Annotated in this window: 24 protein-coding genes, 1 rRNA gene, 1 pseudogene and 1 riboswitch; of the genes and pseudogenes, 20 read left to right on the forward strand and 6 right to left on the reverse strand. The window is 27.8% G+C overall.

Translation table 11 applies throughout. The annotated features are described in order from the left end of the window. Positions 1-20: 20 nt before the first annotated feature. Both rrf and T514_RS0120805 read left to right on the forward strand, forming a co-directional pair. A 5S ribosomal RNA gene (rrf, locus tag T514_RS0120800) occupies positions 21-137 on the forward strand. Between the two features lie 244 nt (positions 138-381). Further along, positions 382-2,133, forward strand: coding sequence for a methyl-accepting chemotaxis protein (locus tag T514_RS0120805; protein ID WP_207640958.1), 1,752 nt, complete (start codon positions 382-384; stop codon positions 2,131-2,133). Positions 2,134-2,192: 59 nt separating this feature from the next. Here the strand turns inward: T514_RS0120805 and T514_RS0120810 are convergent, their stop codons facing one another. Together T514_RS0120810 and T514_RS0120815 are read right to left on the reverse strand one after the other, a co-directional pair. Further along, positions 2,193-2,957, reverse strand: coding sequence for a 3'-5' exonuclease (locus T514_RS0120810; RefSeq protein ID WP_027626482.1), 765 nt, complete (start codon positions 2,955-2,957; stop codon positions 2,193-2,195). Positions 2,958-3,059: 102 nt separating this feature from the next. Continuing rightward, positions 3,060-4,091 (reverse strand): alpha/beta hydrolase, encoded by a 1,032-nt coding sequence (locus T514_RS0120815; RefSeq protein ID WP_027626483.1) that lies wholly within the window; start codon positions 4,089-4,091, stop codon positions 3,060-3,062. Between the two features lie 204 nt (positions 4,092-4,295). Here T514_RS0120815 and T514_RS0120820 point away from each other — a divergent pair, with 204 nt between their 5' ends. From T514_RS0120820 to T514_RS26365, 10 genes and pseudogenes are all read left to right on the forward strand, one after another. Then, positions 4,296-4,988: a response regulator transcription factor gene (locus T514_RS0120820; RefSeq protein ID WP_027626484.1), complete on the forward strand. Its 693-nt coding sequence runs from the start codon at positions 4,296-4,298 to the stop codon at positions 4,986-4,988. Further along, a complete protein-coding gene (locus T514_RS0120825) occupies positions 4,985-6,238 on the forward strand; it encodes a sensor histidine kinase (RefSeq protein WP_027626485.1) in 1,254 nt (417 codons plus the stop codon). Before T514_RS0120820 ends, T514_RS0120825 begins: the two co-directional genes overlap by 4 nt. 88 nt (positions 6,239-6,326) lie before the next feature. After that, positions 6,327-7,013 carry an ABC transporter ATP-binding protein gene (locus T514_RS0120830; RefSeq protein ID WP_027626486.1) on the forward strand — a complete coding sequence of 229 codons (687 nt, stop codon included), beginning with the start codon at positions 6,327-6,329 and terminating at the stop codon, positions 7,011-7,013. Next, positions 7,006-9,486, forward strand: a complete 2,481-nt coding sequence (locus tag T514_RS0120835; RefSeq protein WP_027626487.1) for an FtsX-like permease family protein — start codon at positions 7,006-7,008, stop codon at positions 9,484-9,486. The genes T514_RS0120830 and T514_RS0120835 overlap by 8 nt, the downstream gene beginning before the upstream one ends. A 16-nt stretch (positions 9,487-9,502) precedes the next feature. Beyond that, positions 9,503-10,048, forward strand: coding sequence for a peroxiredoxin family protein (locus T514_RS0120840; RefSeq protein ID WP_027626488.1), 546 nt, complete (start codon positions 9,503-9,505; stop codon positions 10,046-10,048). Next, the gene (locus T514_RS27080; protein WP_169735841.1) at positions 10,045-10,182 is read left to right on the forward strand and encodes a CD1871A family CXXC motif-containing protein; all 138 of its coding nucleotides are present in this window, start codon (positions 10,045-10,047) and stop codon (positions 10,180-10,182) included. The genes T514_RS0120840 and T514_RS27080 overlap by 4 nt, the downstream gene beginning before the upstream one ends. Then, complete coding sequence (locus T514_RS0120850) at positions 10,175-11,044, forward strand: 4Fe-4S binding protein (protein ID WP_027626489.1); 870 nt, start codon at positions 10,175-10,177, stop codon at positions 11,042-11,044. Before T514_RS27080 ends, T514_RS0120850 begins: the two co-directional genes overlap by 8 nt. A gap of 184 nt (positions 11,045-11,228) precedes the next feature. After that, on the forward strand, positions 11,229-12,098 hold the full coding sequence (locus T514_RS26355) for an MFS transporter (RefSeq protein WP_084284804.1): 870 nt from the start codon (positions 11,229-11,231) through the stop codon (positions 12,096-12,098). Between the two features lie 49 nt (positions 12,099-12,147). After that, a complete protein-coding gene (locus T514_RS26360; protein WP_084284807.1) occupies positions 12,148-12,285 on the forward strand; it encodes a lipid II flippase family protein in 138 nt (45 codons plus the stop codon). Next, positions 12,264-12,497: pseudogene (locus T514_RS26365) on the forward strand (lipid II flippase family protein); the annotation flags it as partial. The gene T514_RS26360 and the pseudogene T514_RS26365, both read left to right, overlap by 22 nt. Positions 12,498-12,618: 121 nt before the next feature. Here T514_RS26365 and sugE read toward each other — a convergent pair. Beyond that, complete coding sequence (gene sugE / locus T514_RS0120870) at positions 12,619-12,936, reverse strand: quaternary ammonium compound efflux SMR transporter SugE (protein WP_027626491.1); 318 nt, start codon at positions 12,934-12,936, stop codon at positions 12,619-12,621. A 55-nt stretch (positions 12,937-12,991) separates the two neighbouring features. After that, positions 12,992-13,090, reverse strand: a riboswitch (guanidine-I (ykkC/yxkD leader). A 197-nt stretch (positions 13,091-13,287) separates the two neighbouring features. On the opposite strand from sugE, the gene T514_RS0120875 reads away from it, so the two are divergent. Genes T514_RS0120875 through T514_RS0120885 form a run of 3 tightly spaced genes read left to right on the forward strand, consistent with a single transcriptional unit; the run spans position 13,288 to position 15,170 of the window. Continuing rightward, on the forward strand, positions 13,288-14,304 hold the full coding sequence (locus T514_RS0120875; RefSeq protein WP_027626492.1) for a hypothetical protein: 1,017 nt from the start codon (positions 13,288-13,290) through the stop codon (positions 14,302-14,304). 40 nt (positions 14,305-14,344) lie between these two features. Continuing rightward, entirely contained in the window at positions 14,345-14,893 is a 549-nt protein-coding gene (locus T514_RS0120880; RefSeq protein WP_027626493.1) for a hypothetical protein, read from the forward strand. Further along, positions 14,874-15,170 carry a hypothetical protein gene (locus T514_RS0120885; protein ID WP_027626494.1) on the forward strand — a complete coding sequence of 99 codons (297 nt, stop codon included), beginning with the start codon at positions 14,874-14,876 and terminating at the stop codon, positions 15,168-15,170. The genes T514_RS0120880 and T514_RS0120885 overlap by 20 nt, the downstream gene beginning before the upstream one ends. 100 nt (positions 15,171-15,270) lie before the next feature. On the opposite strand, the gene T514_RS0120890 is transcribed toward T514_RS0120885, so the two are convergent. Further along, positions 15,271-15,597, reverse strand: a complete 327-nt coding sequence (locus T514_RS0120890; RefSeq protein WP_027626495.1) for a hypothetical protein — start codon at positions 15,595-15,597, stop codon at positions 15,271-15,273. 374 nt (positions 15,598-15,971) lie between these two features. Here T514_RS0120890 and T514_RS0120895 point away from each other — a divergent pair, with 374 nt between their 5' ends. From T514_RS0120895 to T514_RS0120905, 3 genes are all read left to right on the forward strand, one after another. Next, positions 15,972-16,445 (forward strand): PIN domain-containing protein, encoded by a 474-nt coding sequence (locus T514_RS0120895; RefSeq protein ID WP_027626496.1) that lies wholly within the window; start codon positions 15,972-15,974, stop codon positions 16,443-16,445. An 88-nt stretch (positions 16,446-16,533) separates the two neighbouring features. After that, a complete protein-coding gene (locus tag T514_RS0120900; protein ID WP_027626497.1) occupies positions 16,534-16,860 on the forward strand; it encodes a thioredoxin family protein in 327 nt (108 codons plus the stop codon). A gap of 99 nt (positions 16,861-16,959) precedes the next feature. Continuing rightward, entirely contained in the window at positions 16,960-17,484 is a 525-nt protein-coding gene (locus T514_RS0120905) for a hypothetical protein (protein WP_027626498.1), read from the forward strand. Between the two features lie 67 nt (positions 17,485-17,551). On the opposite strand, the gene T514_RS0120910 is transcribed toward T514_RS0120905, so the two are convergent. Beyond that, positions 17,552-18,769, reverse strand: a complete 1,218-nt coding sequence (locus T514_RS0120910) for an alanyl-tRNA editing protein (RefSeq protein WP_027626499.1) — start codon at positions 18,767-18,769, stop codon at positions 17,552-17,554. Positions 18,770-18,996: 227 nt separating this feature from the next. On the opposite strand from T514_RS0120910, the gene T514_RS0120915 reads away from it, so the two are divergent. Continuing rightward, the gene (locus tag T514_RS0120915) at positions 18,997-19,341 is read left to right on the forward strand and encodes a hypothetical protein (RefSeq protein WP_027626500.1); all 345 of its coding nucleotides are present in this window, start codon (positions 18,997-18,999) and stop codon (positions 19,339-19,341) included. A 197-nt stretch (positions 19,342-19,538) separates the two neighbouring features. Further along, on the forward strand, positions 19,539-19,928 hold the full coding sequence (locus T514_RS25235) for a YopX family protein (RefSeq protein WP_084284810.1): 390 nt from the start codon (positions 19,539-19,541) through the stop codon (positions 19,926-19,928). Between the two features lie 28 nt (positions 19,929-19,956). Here T514_RS25235 and T514_RS0120925 read toward each other — a convergent pair whose 3' ends face one another. Beyond that, positions 19,957-20,169: a hypothetical protein gene (locus T514_RS0120925; protein ID WP_027626501.1), complete on the reverse strand. Its 213-nt coding sequence runs from the start codon at positions 20,167-20,169 to the stop codon at positions 19,957-19,959. Positions 20,170-20,206 lie beyond the last annotated feature (37 nt).

Genomic DNA, 20,206 nt, shown 5'->3' on the forward strand with positions numbered 1-20,206 from the left:
AAGATTTCTGTAAATCAGCATCTGGTGATTATGGCTCAAAGGTAACACCCGTTCCCATACCGAACACGAAGGTTAAGCTTTGAAGCGCTGATGGTACTGCAAGGGAGGCTTTGTGGGAGAGTAAGTCGTCGCCAGGTAATTATAAAAAACACTAAGCAATTTGCTTGGTGTTTTTTATTATGTAATTAACGGATAATTAATTAAATTGCGTGGTTATATTTTTCATAATAGGTATGTATCTCAATGTAATACAATATTTACAAATATTTAATATGATAGTATACTATTGTAGTGTATATTTATTTAGTATATGACCTTTTTATAGGGATGTTTAATTAATATATAGGTATACAAATGATACAACGGAGGGGGAACAATATTATGAAAAATAATGAATTAAGCAAGAGCCTTTTTAAATCCTATTTTATAATTTTTATTATTTCAATAATATCTATTGGAATAATTACAGTGACATCATTTTTAAATGCAAAAAAGGCATTAACGGATTTGGGGGAAACTGCTCTTAGAAATAGGGCTCAAATGGGAATAGAGTTTATGGATGCATTGGAATCACAAGTTAAAGAAGGTAAAATAACAAGAGAAGAAGCGGAAGAAATATTTAGAAAGAAAATGTTAAATTCAAAACAATCAGATGGGAAAACAAGAGGATTAAATTCTAACTTAGAATTAAATATAAAGGCATACATGTATGCAATAGATAGTACAGGATTAGAAAGAATGCATCCTTTTAAAGAAGGAGAGAATATTTCAGAAGTTAAAGATGCAAAAGGAAATTATGTAACTAAACTTATTATAGACGAAGGCAAAAATCCTAAAAATAATGGTATAATTCATTTTTGGTGGAAAAATTCCGAAAATGAAAGAGAAAAGCCAAAGGTGAATGCTGTGGCATATTATGCGCCTTGGGATTGGTTTATAAATGTGGGATGTTACTATGAAGATTTTTATAAACCAGCATATAAAATTTTATATTCAACTTTAATAATATCAACTATTTTAATTCTAATAATGATTTTTTTAATAAGAAATTTAATGATTAAAAAGATAAATCCATTAAATAAGATAATAGATGCAATAAAGAAAATGGGTGATGGAGATTTAACTACCAGCTTAGATATTGATTCTAAAGATGAATTAGGGTATATGGCTTCTATATTAAATACTACATTAAATGAAATTAGAGGTATATTATCTAACATTAAAAATACTTCTAATACAATAGATGACAAGGTAGAAATCATTAATTCTTCCATAAATACAACTTCAAAAAACTCAAATAATATTAGAGAATCTATGGATGAAATATCTGCGGGTATAATGAATACAGCAAAAGATATGCAAGTAAGTTTTGAAAAAGTTACGAATCTTGGAAGTAACATAGAGTCAATTAAGGAAACAAGCTTAATATTAGAGAAAGGTGCAAAAGAAGCTGATAGCTTAAATTCTAATATGATTAGGGTTTTAGGTGAACTTCAAGAAGAAAATATAAAAAGTTTAGATATGTCCAAAGAAACTACAGAAAATATGGAAATACTTATTAATAAATCAAATACTATAGTAGATATCGTAAATACAATAGAAGACATTTCAGGACAAATAAATTTACTTGCGTTAAACGCATCTATTGAATCTGCTAGAGCTGGGGAACAAGGAAAAGGGTTTGCAGTAGTGTCCGAGGAAATTAAAAATTTAGCAGAGCAAACAGCTGAATCTACAAAAAAGATAGGCAATTTAATAAATGAACTTATAAATGCAGTTAATCAATCGGTTGATAGTGTTAAAAAATTCACCCAAACATCAGAAGAACAAAGCAAAATTATAGAAGAAACTCAAGATACATTAAAAAAGGTCATTGGGTTTATGCAGGATATACCTAAATATATAGATGAAAACATAGAAAAAATTGATGGTACATCTGAAGAAAAAGATTTAGTAATAAATGCTTTGAATTCAGTAGTAGCTGTAACAGAGCAAATCTCTGCAGCAATTGAAGAGATATCCGCCTCTATAGGTGAATCAGATGAGAGTATATTATCTGTAAGTAATATGGCTGAGGAATTAACTAAAAGTACAAATGAATTAAATGAGAAAGCTTCTAGTTTTAGTATCTAAAAACTTTATAAAATATACAAAGCTAAAAATACCGAGAACATTCTCGGTATTTTTGACTGTCACTTCTTCTCAGATGTATTACAAGGAATTTCAATTTGAAATTGACTAGTCTTTCCCATTATATATGCTAATTTGATTATTGATTGTTCTTCTGATGTCATTTCTCTATTGAACATTTTTTCAAATTGCTTCATTAGATTATGGGTATCTAATGTTGTTTTTTTATCATTACACCTATTTAATAACTTGTCTTTATTTAAATTATATATTTTAGGCTTAATTTCATTGCTAAAGATCTTTTTAAAAATTTCAGCAGTATAGTATGCATCATAAAAAGCATTATGGAATTGGTTTTTATCAGGAATGTTAAATAGTTCTACTGCATTGCGTAAGCCTACATTAGTTCCTTTTGGATTTTTAAGATATTTAGATGCATAAAATTGAACATTAATATATTCTCTAGGAATTAAGGACATATCTAAGCTATGGTATTCTGCATTTCTAAATAATTCTTTGATATCAGCCATTCCCCAGACACTTAATATACTTCCCATTCCTATAAACTTAATGAAATTTTCGTATACTTTTTTAAAAGACTCTGCAGAAATCAAGCTTTGTGCTGATATTCCAGTCATTTTTTTTATAAAAGGATGAATGCTAGTATATACTTCTGGCTTAATTAGCCTATTAAATGTAGAAATTGTTTGGAGGTTTTCATCCAGTTTTACTGCTCCTATTTGAATTATTTCAAAAGGACATTTTAGGTTTATTAAATTCTTATTATAGGCTTGATTAAATTCTAAATCTAATAAAATATAATTCATTTATTTTGCTCCTAAATATAGTTATAGTATTAAAACAATTGGTAAAAAATACTGCATAATATATATTAACATATAAAAATAGAAAATATAACAAAACATTTGTTAAAATTTTTTATTAAGATAGGAGTAGATTTCATTTAATGCTTCATCTGACTCTTTTAAAACTTTATCCATTTCAATAAATCCATGAACAACACCCTTATAGCGAGTAACAATTACTTGAGCACCTGCATCTTTTAATTTTTTACCATAAGCTTCTCCTTCATCACGTAAGCCATCAAATTCAGCTGTTATTATAAGAGCTGGAGGTAATGAATTAAAATTTTTAGCCAATAGAGGAGAGGCATATGGATTTTTCCTATCTTCTTTATATGGAACATATAATGATATATACTTTTCCATGTCTTCTTTGTTTAAATTAAAGTCATTAGCAAAATAAGACCATGAGTTGCTATTTAATTCATAAATATTTGTAGGAGGATATATCAGTACCTGACAAAGTATTTTAGGTCCAGATTTATCCCGTGCCATGTGACAAACTGCGGCAGAAAGATTACCACCAGAACTATCTCCTGCAACGGCTATTTTATTTGCATTACCGTTAATACTTTCAGCATTTTTATAAACCCACAAAAGTACATTATATATATCATTAAGAGCAGCAGGAAATGGATTTTCTGGTGCTAAGCGATAACCTACAGACACCACTATAGAATTTGTATTTTTAGAAAGCTTTCTGCAGATATTATCATGAGTGTCTAGACCTCCTCCAACCCAAGCACCGCCATGAGAATAAACAATTATAGGTAAATTATTGGAAGTTTTAGGTGTATATATACGTACTGGTATTTGGGCTTTAGGTGAGGAAATATTAATATTTTTTATATTATCAAAAGGAATAGGTTTACCGCTTAATTTTACGGAATTTTTATCTAATGTCTGACGAATTTCATTAATATTTTTTTCTTTAATAGGACCATAATTAAAATATTTATTATACTTTAGCAGTATAGCTAATTTTGTACTAAGTTTTCCATGACTTGTTGTAGTCCAACTTTGAATAATAAGAAAACTAGCTATAATAAAAATGAAAATAATAACTATAAATATTTTGAATCCTTTTGTTTTTTTCAATGGATGTTACCTCCTACAGTATGTTTACTGTTATTAACAAAGATATAAAGATATTATATATTTTGTACTAACCATATTTTATTATACTTAAAGGTTTGACACACAAAAGTAGTTGTAATTTAATAGATGGTTTGTGATAATATTATAATGTATAAGTTAATTTTCCTGTATTGGAAATGTTAAAAAAGGGTAATGGAGGTTATTATGAATAGTATTTTATTAGTAGAAGATGATGAATCTTTAAATAGAGGTATAAGTTTTAAATTAATAAAAGAAGGATATAAGGTTTTTTCGGCTGTTAGCTTAAATGAGGCGGAAAAAGTTATTGACTCTGAAAAAATAGATCTTATTTTACTGGACATTAATCTTCCAGATGGAAGTGGTTTTGATTTTTGCAACAAAATAAGAAAAAGTAGTGATGTACTTATTATATTTTTAACTGCTTGTGATCAAGAGGTGGACATAGTTACTGGATATGATATTGGAGCGGATGACTATGTTACGAAGCCTTTCAGTCTTATGGTATTAATATCAAAGATAAAAGCAATATTGAAAAGAAAACAGGGGGAAAAAGTATGTAATAACATATTTTCAGGAGATATAATATTTTATCCTGAGGAACTTAGGGTATTTAAGAATAATAAAGAATTAATTTTAAGTAAAACAGAAATAAAGCTTTTTAAATATTTAATATGTAATGCTGAGCAGGTTGTAACAAAAGCACAGCTTTTAAATGAATTATGGGACAATGATGGGAACTTTATAGATGATAATACTATTGCAGTAAATATAAGAAGGCTTAGAGAGAAAATAGAAGAAAATCCATCCAATCCAAAATATATAAAGAATATAAGAGGCATTGGATATACATGGGCAGAGAGGTGTGTAAGCAGATGATTAAGTATATAAAAAGAGAACCTTTGTTAAAAAAAATATTTGCCATTACAATAAGCAGCTTAATTTTTATGTCGCTGCTTGTTTTTTATTCTCATTTTTTAATAATGAATTCAATTCATAGGCAACATATTGAATTATGCCAAGAGATAGTGGGAAAGCTTACAATTGCTGAACCAGAAAAAGAAATAAAGATTATAAATACAGTTTTACACCAAGGAGATAAAAATGTTATAAAACATGGACAAGATGTATTGAACAAATATGGATATGATGTTGAAACTCAAATGTGGGAAGATAGCAGCTTTAAAAAGTATTTTTATAAATTTTCAATTTATGATTTAGCAAGTATTACTTTTATAATATTATTTACAATTTTAGTGCTACTATTTAGTTTTTCTTATTATATGAAGAGGTTAGAAAAATTTTCAGTAGCTGTAGACCATATAATAGATGGAAATTTTAAATTAAGTTTGGAGGAAAATGAGGAAGGAATATTGTCGCAGTTAGCTTCTCGCCTCCAGCAAATGGCAAAGATATTAAATTTAAGCCTTATAAATTTGGCAAAAGAAAAGGAAAATATAAAGTCATTGGTTACAGATATATCTCATCAAGTAAAAACTCCATTATCTTCTATTAAACTATTTAATACTCTTTTACTTGAAGAAGAACTAAGCAAGGAGGAGAGAGAGGAATTTTTATTTAGAAGTGAAAAAGAAATAAATAAATTGGAATGGCTATTTAATTCCTTGATAAAGATGTCAAGGATGGAAGCGGGTATGATTGAAATTAAAAGAGAATTAAGAGACTTAAAAGAAACGGTATATGAGGCCATAGATGGAGTTAAGGCTAAAGCCAGGGAAAAAAATATTGATATAGTAGTACAAAATATGATTAATGCTTCTGTATATCATGATCCTAAATGGACAAAAGAAGCAATATTTAATGTGCTTGAAAATGCAGTTAAATATGCAGATGAAAATGGAAAAGTAACTGTTAATATGGAACTTATGGAGTCATATGTAAGAATAGATATTCAAGATAATGGCATTGGAATACCTGAGAAAGAATTTAATAATATTTTCAAAAGGTTTTATAGGGGACAATCTAAAAAGGTTAAAGCCTCTGAAGGTTCGGGAGTAGGACTTTATCTTACAAGAAAAATACTTGAAGAACAATATGGCAGCATAACTGTGGATTCTGTAGAAGGGATTGGAACGAAGTTTAGCCTTTACTTACAAAACTGTAAGTAAGTTTGAAAGCTTAATGTAAATCTAGTATGTTATTCTTTAACTGTAATAAAGAATAAGCTCAAGCTTATAAGGTAGGGGGAAATTAACTATGAAGATTTTAGAGACTAATTCACTAAAAAAATATTATAAAAATGGTGAAAATGTTGTAAGGGCTTTGGATGGAGTTGATATAACTATTGATGAAGGAGAGTTTGTAGCCATAGTAGGTTCATCTGGATCAGGCAAAAGTACACTACTACACATGTTAGGAGGATTGGATAGACCTACAGAAGGTAATGTATATATACAAGGAAAAGATATATTTTCAATGAATGATAACAAACTTGCCATATTTAGAAGAAGAAAAATAGGATTTGTTTTTCAAGCTTTTAATCTCATACCTGTTTTAAATGTATGGGAAAACATTACTCTTCCTATAGGACTTGATGAAAAAAAAGTAGATGAAGAGTATATTACAGATTTAATGAAAACATTAGGAATTTATAATAAAAAGGATTTTCTTTCAAATTCTCTTTCAGGCGGAGAGCAGCAGAGAGTTGCTATAGGGAGAGCATTAGCGGCAAAACCTTCAATAATTCTTGCAGATGAGCCTACAGGAAATTTGGATTCAAAAAATAGTGCTGAGGTAACTAATTTGCTAAAAATGTCTATTAAAAAATATCAGCAGACCCTTGTAATGATAACACATGATGAAAGAATTGCGCAGATTGCAGATAGAGTAGTAAGAATTAAGGATGGTAGAATAGTTGAGAAAGAAGGGAGCTTAAATGAGTAGCATATCAAATTTAGCTAAGAAAACATTTAAAGAAAACAAGGTTAAAAGTTCCCTTGTGATTATTACCATAATGCTTGCTACAGCACTTTTAACTTCATTGGGTATTATAGCTCATAGTGCCCAAATTGCCAATATAAAAAGAATTGAAAATATGATTGGAAAAGCTCATTGTAGATTCATGATAAAAGATAATAAGCAGTTGGAGGTTTTAAAAAACAACACTAAAATTGAGAAAGCAGGGCAAGTTATACCATTTGGACAATGTGAAGATGAAAAATTAAAGACAACTTCTTTGACTTTAGCCAATATGGATAAAGATTTTACTGAATTAATGAACATCAAGTTAAAAAGTGGGCATTTTCCAGAGAAAAGTAATGAAATAGCTTTGGAAGACTGGATAATTGAGAGGCTTAATATAAAGCCCAATATAGGTGAAACTGTACATCTTAAAATTATTAAACAAATGGCAAAGGAAGATGTATGGGCAAATAAAAAACCTAGTAAAATTGAAAAGGATTTTGTACTATGTGGAATACTAAATGGAGATAGTGATGAAAGAAATTATTATTCTCAAGGGTTAGTATCAGAAAAATTTGTTTATGAAAATCTAGAGGAAAAGAGTATATCAAGGGAAGCATATTTAAGATTTAATAGTACAAAAAATATAATGGACAATATTTATGACCTTGGGGAAAGCATGGGGATAATGCATCAGAATATATCACCAAATAAATTATATTTAGGTGCATTAGGTGCAAAGTTTCAGGATTCTCTTCCATTTATAATAATAGGTATAGTAGTAATTTTAGCTGCAGTGATAGTAATATATAATATTTTTTATGTTTCAATTACTGATAAGGTACAAGGGTATGGCCTTTTAGCAGCTATAGGTGCAACAAAAGGCCAAATTAGAAAGCTTATTATGATAGATGGACTTTGGATGTCATCTATAGGTATTTCCATAGGAGTTTTGCTAGGGTATATATTGAGTTACATTGTATGCAATGCTACAAAACATTTTGGTTCTGAAGTTAGTATGAAAGTATCACCATATATAATACTTATGGCTATTGGAATAAGTTTGTTTACAGTAATTATTTCCCTTATAAAACCTGCAAGAATGGCATCCAAAATATCTCCTATGCAGGCTATAAGATTTAGCGATTATCAAATAAGTACAAAAAAGAAACAAAGAAAAAGCTCAAGTGCAGTAAATATAAAAAAACTTGCCTACTTTAATCTATGGAGAAATAAAAAGCGTACTTTAATGACAATATTTTCTTTAAGTATGAGTGGGTTACTTTTTATAGTAGTTTCATCAGTACTTTTAAGTATGGATATTGATTCTAATTTAAGAGATACTATACAAAATGATTTTCAGCTTACATCCTATCATGTTGACAATGATGATGGAAAATCTAATCCACTTAATAGTGAATTTATTACAAAGGTTAAATCTATAGATGGTATAAAAGATATTAAAATAGTAAACCACAGCTATGTATGGTTAGATAAGTCAATAGTTTCAGAAAATAACACCAAAATAGCAAGTGATAAGGTATGCTGCAACTTTTATGGATTTGGTGATGATATGTTAAATCAGTTAAAAAAATATTTAGTAGATGGCAAATTATCGTTACAAGACTTAAAAAATAACAATGAAGTGATATTAGTTACCAATTCAAAGGGACGTTGTGTTTATAATGTAGGAGATAAGGTTTTACTAAAGAAAACTAGAAATTATGTGGATGTTGATAATAAAGAAAAAATTAGTGAGAGTGATAAAGAGGATAATAATTCCCAATATATTGAATTTAAAGTAGCTGGTATAGTAACTAGCAATATAGAGGATTTGAAGTGCGGATATGATGGATATTGTGTTTTTATAACACACTTTGATACCTATAACAAAACTATGAAAGATAATAGACCTGTACAATTACGTATAGATATAGAAAAAGATAAATATGATAATATAAGTAAAACATTAAAACAGATTACTAATAATGAAGGTATAACTACTATTGATTATAAAGAATGGAGGGGAAATCTTGAAAAACAAGCCAAGGTAATGGGGATTATCATTTACAGTATAGTTTCTATAATAGGGATAATAGGAGTGCTTAATTTAATTAATACTATGGTGACAAGTATTTTTACAAGAAAAAAAGAAATCGGAATGCTTCAAGCTATTGGACTTTCTAAAAATCAGTCAAGAAAGATGTTTCAGATTGAGGGACTTTATTATGCCTTAATAAGTGGGGTTATATCAATAGTAGGGGGAATAGGAATAGGTTATTTAGCCTTTAGAATATTCAAAAGTAAAGCGACCTATGCAATATATAAGTTCCCATTAATTCCAATAATACTTTTTGTTGTTGTACTTCTCCTAGTACAAATACTAATTACCTATATAGTTGGAAGGATACTGGAAAAAAAATCCATAATAGAGAATATTAAATTTGCTGAATAATGGGGGGAAAATAGAAATGAAAAAAATTTTATCAGTTATGCTTACAATTTTTATTATAATGACTTTTTCAGCTTGTGGTTCAAATAAACCTAAAAAAGAAGAAAACTTTCTTGCAGGGAAAAAATTAGAGTTTTCTGGAGTAGATCTAAAGGGAAATAGGATAACAGAAGATTTACTTAAGGATTATGATTTAATAATTATTAATAAATGGGGAACTTACTGTAATCCTTGTATAAAAGAGATGCCAGATATTCAAAAAGTGCAAGATGAATTTAAGGACAAAAAAGTAAAAGTAATAGGAGTAATTTCTATAGAATCAGAAAAAGATGTGAAACCTATATCAGATACTGCAACAGAAATTATTAAGGCCAGAAAAGTAAATTATCTTAATATTTTACCAAATAAAAAGTTAAATAAGCAATTAAAGAAATTTGAATTTGTACCAGTAACTTTATTTGTTAAACCAGATGGAACAATTCTAAACACATACATTCCTGGTACTAGTGATTATGATCATTTAAAGAAAATAACTGAAGCTGTTTTAAAGGGTGAAATAAAATGAAGTTGCAGAGGGCAAGAATAGGTGCTTTTGTTATAGCTATTGCATTTATAATAATGGGTTCATTTAGAGGTGAGGTTTCAACAGTATTTAATAAAGCAGTAAATATATGTTTGGAGTGTATAGGAATTGGGTAAAAATAATAGGAAATTGATTCAATTTATTAGCACGTTAATTACCAATGGGAACTTAAAGGGTTTTTGGGATAGGGGAATATATACAGGAACTTTAAAAAAGGGCTGCGTACCAGGGTTAAATTGCTATTCCTGTCCAGGGGCAATAAGTTCCTGTCCTATAGGATCTATTCAGGCAGTAATGGGAAGTGGAAAATATAAATTTTCATTTTATATATTTGGAATACTGATTTTTATAGGGATGTTATTTGGAAGATTAGTATGTGGATTTTTATGTCCATTTGGCTTAATACAGGAGCTGTTAAACAAAATACCAACTCCTAAATTTAAGCTACCTAAATGGACAGGATATATAAAATATTTTATCTTGGCTATCTTTGTAATTTTGCTTCCTATTTTATGGGTAAATGATATAGGGATGGGAGATCCTACATTTTGCAAATATATTTGTCCTGTTGGAACATTAGAAGGGGGAATACCTCTTGTATTAATGAACACTACACTTAGAAACAGCATTGGATTTTTATTTAAATGGAAAATGTTAATATTAATTTTCACAATAATTTTATCCATATATACATTTAGACCATTTTGTAAGGTTATTTGTCCTTTAGGAGCAATATATTCCGTTTTTAATCCTATAAGTATTTATAGATATTCTATAGATAAAGATAAATGTATAAGTTGTGGAAAATGCTCAAGTGCATGTAATATGGGAGTTGAAGTGTATAAAACACCAAATCATCCTGAATGCATAAGATGTGGAGAGTGCAAAACAATTTGTCCAACAAGTGCAATAAGAGATACTTTTAGCAATAAGATGTTTAGCAAAAATAAAGTTAAGTGTATTACTAAGAAGGGTTAGCCTTAAAAAGGGCTAACCCTATTTTTTAAGCAAAGTTCATGTGAAGCTAGGAATCACTTAAGAATATACTTAATAGGTAAATTGTGTTAAAATAGTATAATATGCAGTTTTTACAAGTTTGTAATTTATAAGAAAAATGAGTATTGTTATATAAAAAAATAATAAGTAAGAAGTAGGAGAAATAATGGAAAAATTAATTGAAAATCAGAATAGCATATCACAAAAACTATGGAACAAAAATTTTATTTTATTATGGCAAGGACAACTTGTATCAATTTTTGGAAATACAGTATATGATATGGCAGGCTATGCTGTAGGAAGTTTTTTAGTTCAACTTTTAGGAGCACCGATAGTATTTGTATTTAATGGAGTAAGTTTTTTATTTTCAGCTTTTACTGAATGGTTTATTAAGATACCCAAAGTTAATATAGTTTCAGAAAAATCAAGTTTTTGGGAAGATATGAAAGCTGGTTTAGTTTTTGTAAAAAATTCAAAGGGATTAAAATATCTTTATATTACAATTTCATTTTTAAATTTTTGTGCTGCAATGTCAATAACTCTTACATTGCCATTATTTAAAATGAATAATGGCCTTGGTATAGGGGCATATGGAATAGCAATGGCAATTAATACATTAGGAATGTTTGCAGGCTTTACTAGCCTATCTATAATTGAATTGAAAAGGGAAAAAAAGTTTTATGCATTTATAGGAAGTGGAATTATAACTGCTGGTACAATGATTATTTTTGCCATTACGTCAAATTTCTATTTAACTATAATGTTATTTTTTGTAAATGGTATTGGTATAGCAGTAATGAATTCATTAATTCAATCAAGTATGCAAAGGAGTGTCCCTTCAAATATGAGATCTAAAGTATTTGCATTTAGAAGAACTTTATCATCTTCATTAATGCCATTGGGAATGGTGATTGCTGGTATATTAGGTGAAGTAATTAGCTTAAATATAATTATTTTTGTTGATTATGCCGTATACTTAGTTTTATTTATGTATCTTTTATCTTTATCAAGTGTTAAGGAGATAATCAATATATAAGCTTCATGAAAACTATGTTAATGAAAAATTCATTTAAGAGGGTGTATAAATGTCAATACAAATAAGCATTGTTTTAATACTTACATTTATTATAAATGTGATTTCAACTTTACCATATTCAGTAAGAATTGTAGGGGTAAAAACAGGGCGAATAGATATATCTTTTGCAGTACATTATCTTCTGTAGTAAATGGATTTGCAACTATAATTATGTTTATATTTATAGATCCATTTATATCTATGGTAACAGATGATGTAATTAGATGAGTGTGTAGTGAATTTAACTTTAATAGATGTATTATTTTTATTGTAGGAGGATTAATAGCAGGTACTGTTTTAGCTCAATTTATATTGGTTCCAGCAGCAGAGATAATAGTGGTTATAGCAAAACTTATATAAAAGGCCGAAATTTATGCTTTTAGGACACTTTTAATTATATCCTCATAATATAATAATAGAATAAGAATTATTTTTAACTGTTTTATGGAAAGTAAGTTTTGGTTAGCTTTGATGATTATAACTATGCGGAAGTAGCCTTTAAGCCTATTATACCTACTAATAGTAATATAATAAAAATTATGCGCAAAGTACTACAAGGTTCATTAAAAAAGATAATACCAAAGATTACAGCTCCAAGAGCGCCTATTCCAGTCCAAATGGCATAAGCTGTACCTATAGGTAGTGTTTTTGTAGCCAATGCTAACAAATAAAAGCTAATAATCATACCTGTCAGTGTAGCTAAGGATGGATATAGCCGAGTAAAACCATGGGAATACTTTAAGCTTATAGCCCAAACAACTTCAAAAATACCAGCAATTATTAAATAAATCCAAGACATTTTATAAAACCTCCTATAACAAAAAAATAAAAAGCCGGTATGTATCATAGTAGATACCTCCCGGGCTTTTATCCCTCCGTGTGCACATTTTATTGTGAGTTTTCTCTTGGACCAGACTAGTTATTTAAACTACGGAACCCTAGAAAACAATTTATATTTTTTATTTAGTTAATAAAATAATTTACTCATCAAAACTAACCTAAGTAAAATAATTATATACTTTGCTATTAAAAAGGACAATAGTTTTTAGTTTATTATTAAAAATAGATATCAGAATATGTATTAAGCACAAGTATTTGGAGATGTGAATATGATTAACTACATAGTTTTTTATAATAGGGGGAAAAAGTTATGTGGGAAACAAAAAATAGTCCAGAAGATTATAGATATTGGAAGATAGAAAATAAAAAAATAAGAGTATTGTTTTGGAGTATTTTTATTTTAAGTATAATTTATATTTTTTATCCTAGATCTATTAGCAATATGTTACCAGTAATAGATGAAACTTCAAATAGTGAAATGGTAGTAAGGGTGTTTTATGAAAAAGGTGAGGAGAATATAATTATAAATGATAAGGAAATCATAAAGAAAATATTAAATGAAATAAGACCCTATAAAGGAAGAGTAGCGTTTAAAAAAAGAATAAATACTACAGGACAAAAATCCTTTCAATTAACTTTAGTGAAGAAAAATTCAATTAGTACTATTGATATAATTGGTAAACAATATATCCAAATTATTGACAATGAAAATAATAAAATGTTTAAATTATATGGAGAAGGATTTAATTCAGAATATTTATTAAGAATATTGAAAGAAGAAACTAATCTAAATAATTATAAATGGAAGATATTTTCACCATTAGATGCAGAGGTATCAGGAATAGCAATAGATATGACAAAGGATGCTTTAATAAAAAAACTAGGTAACCCTAATAAAATAGAGCATAAACATGAAGCAGCTTTTGGTGATTTAGATATGTTGAATTATTATTATGAATTTGGCCATATCCGACTTGAGCCCCTGGATATAAAAAGGTATAGTGTAGGTGCTATAACGATTATTAAATCAACCATTAAGGGCCCTCGTGATATAAAAGTTGGTGATAGTATAGAAGATGTTTTGAAAAAATTCCCGTTAAATAATAAGGGTGTTGTTAATGAAGACAATATTACTAATAAAAATAGTATTAAATATGTATATGGTGGATCAGGTGAAAATAGCGGCTATATCACATATGATAAATTAGGTAAGATAAAATCTGTAACTTACGATTATGGAGGGGGAGGTTTTGGAACCTGTACCTTAAATATAGAAATACAGAATGATAAAGTAACATCAGTTCATATAGGTGTTATGAATGTTTAATATAGGCAAAAGTTAATATATTTAGATTGGAGCTAAGATCATGAATTTTATTATTGAGGAAGAAAAAGTTCATAATTTTATTAAAAATTACTTTATACAATTATGGTCCAAACGAAGTTTAATATTAGATATTGTGTGGATTTTATATTTCTATATTACAGACTACAAAATAAGTATAGTAACATTAATAGCTGGATTATTTGTAAGTATTTTGGTAGTTATTAGAATGTCTAATTTGAGCTATAGGGATAATATTAAATATGTTAAACAGTTTTATAGTGATGATAATTATGATGATTCAATGAAAATAGTATGCAATTTAAGAAAATATGATGGACCTACATTCGGGGTTTTATATATATTTAGTGAAAAGATAATGTTTATTCCTTTTAAAGAAAATCTTAAATATGAAAGTACTATAATTAATTTTAGCGAAATAAAGAATATTTATATTAAAAAACCTTCTAAGGATATAAAATTTCTCTGTGATAGCAGAGAAATTCTATTTTCATTACCAGAGGGAGAATATTCTATTAAAAAAATAAAACAAAAAATGGGAGGAGATTTTTTTGATTCAAAGATTGAATAAAGCAAGGGAAGAAGTAGAAAAAGCCTTTAACAGCGATAGAGCAGATGAAATGGGAAAGATGGCAAAAAGATTTAAAAAACTATATTTTGAATGTATAGCAATGGGAGAAGAGTCTAGAGAATATCATTATGGAGAATATATTAAAAAAGTTATTATGCTATATTTTGAAAATATTTTAAATGGGTATGGAGACGCAGAAGCACTATATGACGAGTGTACATATGAAGCTGAATTAGCTGGAATAGAACCTAACATATGTGGTTTTCATAATGAATAAAAAGTTTTTATCTTAGATAATAAAAATAACCTCCTTCTATATTATAGGAAAGTGAGGTTATTTTTATAGAAAATATTTAGTTTAATAAACATAGTAGAGTTTATTTAATTCCGCTCATTTTACCCTTAAGAGCTTTCATACGATCATTTACATAGTGTAACAGTTTATCTTTGTTGCTTCTAATATCAGAAGGGGCTTTGGAAACTATAGATGTAATATCTAGTACACTACCCTTTACTGACTCAGATATTTCATAAGCTAATAATTTATTTTTTAAATTCCAATAGGTATTATTAAACTCATCCACCTGAATTTTTGTATAATATCCTTTTTCAACACCAAACTGAAATAAATCTGCTGCTGATTCTAATTCGTCTAAGTCTTGAACTTTTAATGTTTCTTCAATAAGACTTTGAAATGTTTTCATTAAAGCACCTCTCTTTAGTAAGATAATATTTTGTTGTGGTATATACCTTTAGTTTGTAATTAACTTCAAAAAAGCAGCCAGTTATTATTGTAATAGTGAATATGCTAAATGTAAATACTTTAATTATTATAAATTATATTATTTGCATATTTTTTTATTATATTTAGCATTGAATGTGGAATATATTCAATATTTAGGTAAAATAACCTGTCAAAAATTAATGGATTGTAAAAGCCAATGGATAATGTTCACTTATTATGATAGCATTGCTAGTGAGATGATAAATCATCAATATTTTATTAGCTTTTGGAAAAGCTAATAAATATTAATCTAAAAGAAATATAGTGGAGATATTAAAAGGAGTTAATAAAATTATGAATAAAGAATATTTGCTAGATGCCAATATAGTTATAAAAATTTGGAATGAATATCCTAAGTTATTGGATATGATGGAGAAAACTCATGAAATTGATTATAAGATTCCACAAGATATAGCAGGAGAATTAGCTGTAAAGGAGTTTAAGAACATAAATGGAGTTCCAGTACTTACAGATAAATTTTTAAAGTTGCTAGGCCATATTATAAATAATGATGGTTCTAATTTTGAAAATGATGATGAAAAAAATAGTTATAACAATTTTGATTACAACAATTACTTTTTTAAGACAAATAAAATATCAATAAATGATTACACTCTCATTCATATATGTGAAAAACATAAAAAGTACACATTAGTTACTGAAGATAAAAGAATACTTCAAAGTGCAGAAAATGTTTTAGATCCTTCTAGGGTATTGAATTTTAATGGATTTATTGAGGAGCTAAAAGAATATAATGTCATAAAGTAGTAGCATTATTTTATTATTAATTACATCCTTTTGTGGTATTATATGAAGATAAGAAAACTTTTTAATTAAAGAGACAAGGAATGATATAATGGAAATATTAAATTCTGTAGAACATATCAATAGTTTTATAAAAGAAAATAAAATTTGTATAGTGTATTTTTCTTCAAATAGATGTGGTGTATGTATTAATCTTTTACCTAAAATTGATGAAATACTTAAATCTTATCCAATGATAAAGGGTGGGAAAATTGATATTGATAAAGTGCAAGAAGCTATAGGTAGCTTTAGTGTGCATACTTTACCATGCATTCTTCTATTTATAGATGGCAAGGAAATAATAAGGGAGGCTAGATTTATAAGTATTATAGAACTTAAAGAAAAGATTAAAAGATATTATGAGCTTTTAGAGGAATAGGTAATAAATATAGTTTACATACAAGGTTATATTAGGTAAAATAGACCTATGATAAATGTATAAGGTATATGAAATAAAATAATAAAGGAGACAATTTTTATGACTGGAGACAATGTAGTGTTTATATTAGCAATATTAGTTGTAGTGGCTATTGTAATATGTATAATAAAGAAAGTAGCCAAGCTTGTAATAGCTATACTTATAGCATTTTTAGCAGTTACTTTAGTAAAGGGATTTATGGCAGGAAAGAGTGCAGAAGATATGCTAAATTCCACAAAGACAGATGCGGTTTACACAAAGCAACTTTATAATTACACAGAAAAAGTGAAAGATTCTGTACAAGTTAGTTTAAGTGCCATAGATAATAAGTCACTACCTAAACTTAAAGAAGAAAATAAAAAGCTTCATACCTATTTAAATGAAGTTATAGAGCTTCCACATGGAGATGAATTAAAAGTTATTCATGATAAATACTGCAACTATTTAAAGAATATAGTAAGTTCTTCAGATACAGCAGTATCTGTAGGCAATTTTACGGAAAGTAGTTCGAAAAGTATGGAAAATATAAAAAGTAACCTAAATAAGTATATGGATGATTTAACAAAAATTGAAGAAAAGTTTTAATGAACAAAGCACCTATCTTTATTGTTAAGATAGGTGCTTTAATTATAGGTATAGGAAATATTAAATTTTAGTTCTGGGAACTAAATATTAAGGAGTCTTTAACCTTATTATATGCATATTCTATAGAAGAATGTAGATTATTATTATTTTTACCTCCACCTTGTGCAGAAAAGTTATTTCCACCACCGTTTCCATCGATTAATGTTATAGCATCTTTAAGAAGAGAATTCATGCTAATTACATTTAAATCCTTTGAACACATAAACATAAGTTGTGCCTTATCTTCAGATATTACTCCAAATAAAACTATAACTTTTGGATGGGATACTAATTTTGTTCCCAACAAGTTAATATACTTTAAATTAACATTATCATATATAGATTTAATAATTTTTACATCATTAATATTTTCAGAGGAATTTAGTATATTCTGTACTTCATATTCTGCAATCTGTGTTTTTAATGTATTTTTTTCAGAAATAGCGTTATTAAGATCTTTTGCTAATGTTTCTACCTTATCTAATAAATCATTTTCAGTGCATTTTATAGCAGTACACATTTTTTCTATGTTAGTACTTTTTAAAAAGTAGTCTGAAACTGCTCGATTACCACATATAAAATGAACTCTCATACCTTTGACACGTTTTTCAAAAAAATTAATTTTTATTAATTGTACCTCGATTGTAGAATTAGGATGTATTCCATTGCAAAGACTTAGGTCAACATCTCCAATTTTGGCTATTCTAATTTTCTCATCTTTTTTATTATGTGATTTTTTAAATGATAACTTTTTAAGTTCAGCATTAGTTGGATATAATATTTCCACATTAATATTATCAAAAATTATTTTATTAGACATTTGTTCTACTTTTTTAATTTCACCTATTCCAATGATTTTATCTATATCAATATAAGAATAATTATCATTTAAGTGAATATTAAGGGTATTAGCATTAAACAATTCTGTAAAAGAAGCGGAGAGTATATGTTGGCCAAGATGCTGTTGCATATAATCATACCTTTTTGTCCAATTTATTATGCACTTAACCTTGTGGATTTTTAAAGGTTTTACTTCTACTACATGATATATCTTACTATCTTGTTCATATACGTATAGTACATCAGCAGAATTTATATAACCAATATCATTAGGTTGATTTTCATCCCCAGGATAGAAATAGGTTTTATCTAGCTCAATATGATATTTATTATCTTTTTCTAATATATTTATAATTTCAGCAGTAAACTCTCTTACATATGGATTTTCGTAATATAATTTAGTCAATAGTTAACAACTCCTCTTTGTACTTTATTTAATAGGCTATAGTTTACATTCTAACATAAAGTTACACTTATTATTGTTAAACATATATTTTTTATTGATATACGAATGGGAAATAAGTAATAATAAATTATTTAGTATAAATATATAGTGAAAATGCAAGGATAATATTGTAAGATAATAGTATGTATGTTCATAGGGTACTATAATAAAATTAAGGGGGGAAATCAATGTTTAAATCGTTATTTGGAAAAGATGAAGAGTTTGATGGAGTTGAAAAAGGTGAGTTTCATGATGAACTTGATCAAGGCGAAAATATTGCAAGAAGAGCCCTAATGAGAATTATAGATATACAAATAGTTTATAATACAGATGATGGTGTATGTTATACAATGGCAACCTGTATTAATGAACATAATAGAATTGAAACTATAAATATAGAAGGATTTAAAATAGATAGCAATGTTTCAAATATGGTTGGAGCACAGGTGGAATATGAGACATATGATGAATATGATCCAGATGAGGAATACGGTAGGGGAAGGATATTTCTATCCGATGACTATCCGCTCTAATACTCCCATCTTTTCCAAAGTGGGAGTAAAGAGCGGATACGTCCCTGGATAACGATTTCCCCTAAAGGATAACGACTTCTAAGGAGTAAAACTCCTAAGAATTCTGTTAATAAGCTTCAGAGAGAGTAAAAACTCTATCTGAAGCCAAGAACTCTGTTTATAATTAATATAGTTATGCTATAGAAGGAGCGGTGAGTATGGATATAAGATTTAGAGCATGGTATGAAAAAAATAGAGAAATTAGAGAAGTAGATAAAATTGATTTTAAAAGTGGAGAAGTTTATTTTAATAATGGGCAGATTGGATTTTTACATGAAGTAAAACTGTTACAATATACAGGACTTAAAGATAGAAACGGTCAATATATATATGAAGGGGATATTGTAGGAATTAATGAGGAAGAAAGCTCTATAAAACTGCCTGTTAAATTTGGAAAATATGAATTTTCTAAGTTTATAGGTGATTGTGGTGAAATAAGTGATACATTTAAGCAATATGGATTTTATGTTGAAAATGAATATCTGCAGATAGCTATGTTAGGCGAAAAAGTAATAGTACTAGGTAATATATTTGAAGAACTAAGCTGAACCTGAAGTAACAAGTTCAGCTGTATAATTATTTGTTTTTAAGTTCTTCCATAATAGTCTTATGGTACTCCTCAAGAGATCTTGCAACTAATGAATTTGTATAAGCTATTATTAGTTTATATGTTTCTACTTCATCGGCAATATCTTCTGGTAAAGAAAAGATTGAAGCAGAGGATTTTACAGCGTCTTTAGTAGCTTCTAAAGAGACTTCATTTACTATTTTTTCAAAATCAATGTTCAAAATCATCGCCACCTTTCTTAAAGATTTTATCATATGA

This window comes from Clostridium lundense DSM 17049, from assembly GCF_000619945.1.
Classification (GTDB): Bacteria; Bacillota; Clostridia; order Clostridiales; family Clostridiaceae; genus Clostridium_AO; species Clostridium_AO lundense.

Coding starts and splice junctions, on each gene's coding strand:
- T514_RS0120805 (WP_207640958.1), top strand. CDS start 382: ATGAAAAATAATGAATTAAGCAAGAGCCTTTTTAAATCCTATTTTATA.
- T514_RS0120810 (WP_027626482.1), bottom strand. CDS start 2,957: ATGAATTATATTTTATTAGATTTAGAATTTAATCAAGCCTATAATAAG.
- T514_RS0120820 (WP_027626484.1), top strand. CDS start 4,296: ATGAATAGTATTTTATTAGTAGAAGATGATGAATCTTTAAATAGAGGT.
- T514_RS0120825 (WP_027626485.1), top strand. CDS start 4,985: ATGATTAAGTATATAAAAAGAGAACCTTTGTTAAAAAAAATATTTGCC.
- T514_RS0120830 (WP_027626486.1), top strand. CDS start 6,327: ATGAAGATTTTAGAGACTAATTCACTAAAAAAATATTATAAAAATGGT.
- T514_RS0120835 (WP_027626487.1), top strand. CDS start 7,006: ATGAGTAGCATATCAAATTTAGCTAAGAAAACATTTAAAGAAAACAAG.
- T514_RS0120840 (WP_027626488.1), top strand. CDS start 9,503: ATGAAAAAAATTTTATCAGTTATGCTTACAATTTTTATTATAATGACT.
- T514_RS27080 (WP_169735841.1), top strand. CDS start 10,045: ATGAAGTTGCAGAGGGCAAGAATAGGTGCTTTTGTTATAGCTATTGCA.
- T514_RS26355 (WP_084284804.1), top strand. CDS start 11,229: ATGGAAAAATTAATTGAAAATCAGAATAGCATATCACAAAAACTATGG.
- T514_RS26360 (WP_084284807.1), top strand. CDS start 12,148: ATGTCAATACAAATAAGCATTGTTTTAATACTTACATTTATTATAAAT.
- sugE (WP_027626491.1), bottom strand. CDS start 12,936: ATGTCTTGGATTTATTTAATAATTGCTGGTATTTTTGAAGTTGTTTGG.
- T514_RS0120875 (WP_027626492.1), top strand. CDS start 13,288: ATGTGGGAAACAAAAAATAGTCCAGAAGATTATAGATATTGGAAGATA.
- T514_RS0120880 (WP_027626493.1), top strand. CDS start 14,345: ATGAATTTTATTATTGAGGAAGAAAAAGTTCATAATTTTATTAAAAAT.
- T514_RS0120890 (WP_027626495.1), bottom strand. CDS start 15,597: ATGAAAACATTTCAAAGTCTTATTGAAGAAACATTAAAAGTTCAAGAC.
- T514_RS0120895 (WP_027626496.1), top strand. CDS start 15,972: ATGAATAAAGAATATTTGCTAGATGCCAATATAGTTATAAAAATTTGG.
- T514_RS0120900 (WP_027626497.1), top strand. CDS start 16,534: ATGGAAATATTAAATTCTGTAGAACATATCAATAGTTTTATAAAAGAA.
- T514_RS0120905 (WP_027626498.1), top strand. CDS start 16,960: ATGACTGGAGACAATGTAGTGTTTATATTAGCAATATTAGTTGTAGTG.
- T514_RS0120915 (WP_027626500.1), top strand. CDS start 18,997: ATGTTTAAATCGTTATTTGGAAAAGATGAAGAGTTTGATGGAGTTGAA.
- T514_RS25235 (WP_084284810.1), top strand. CDS start 19,539: ATGGATATAAGATTTAGAGCATGGTATGAAAAAAATAGAGAAATTAGA.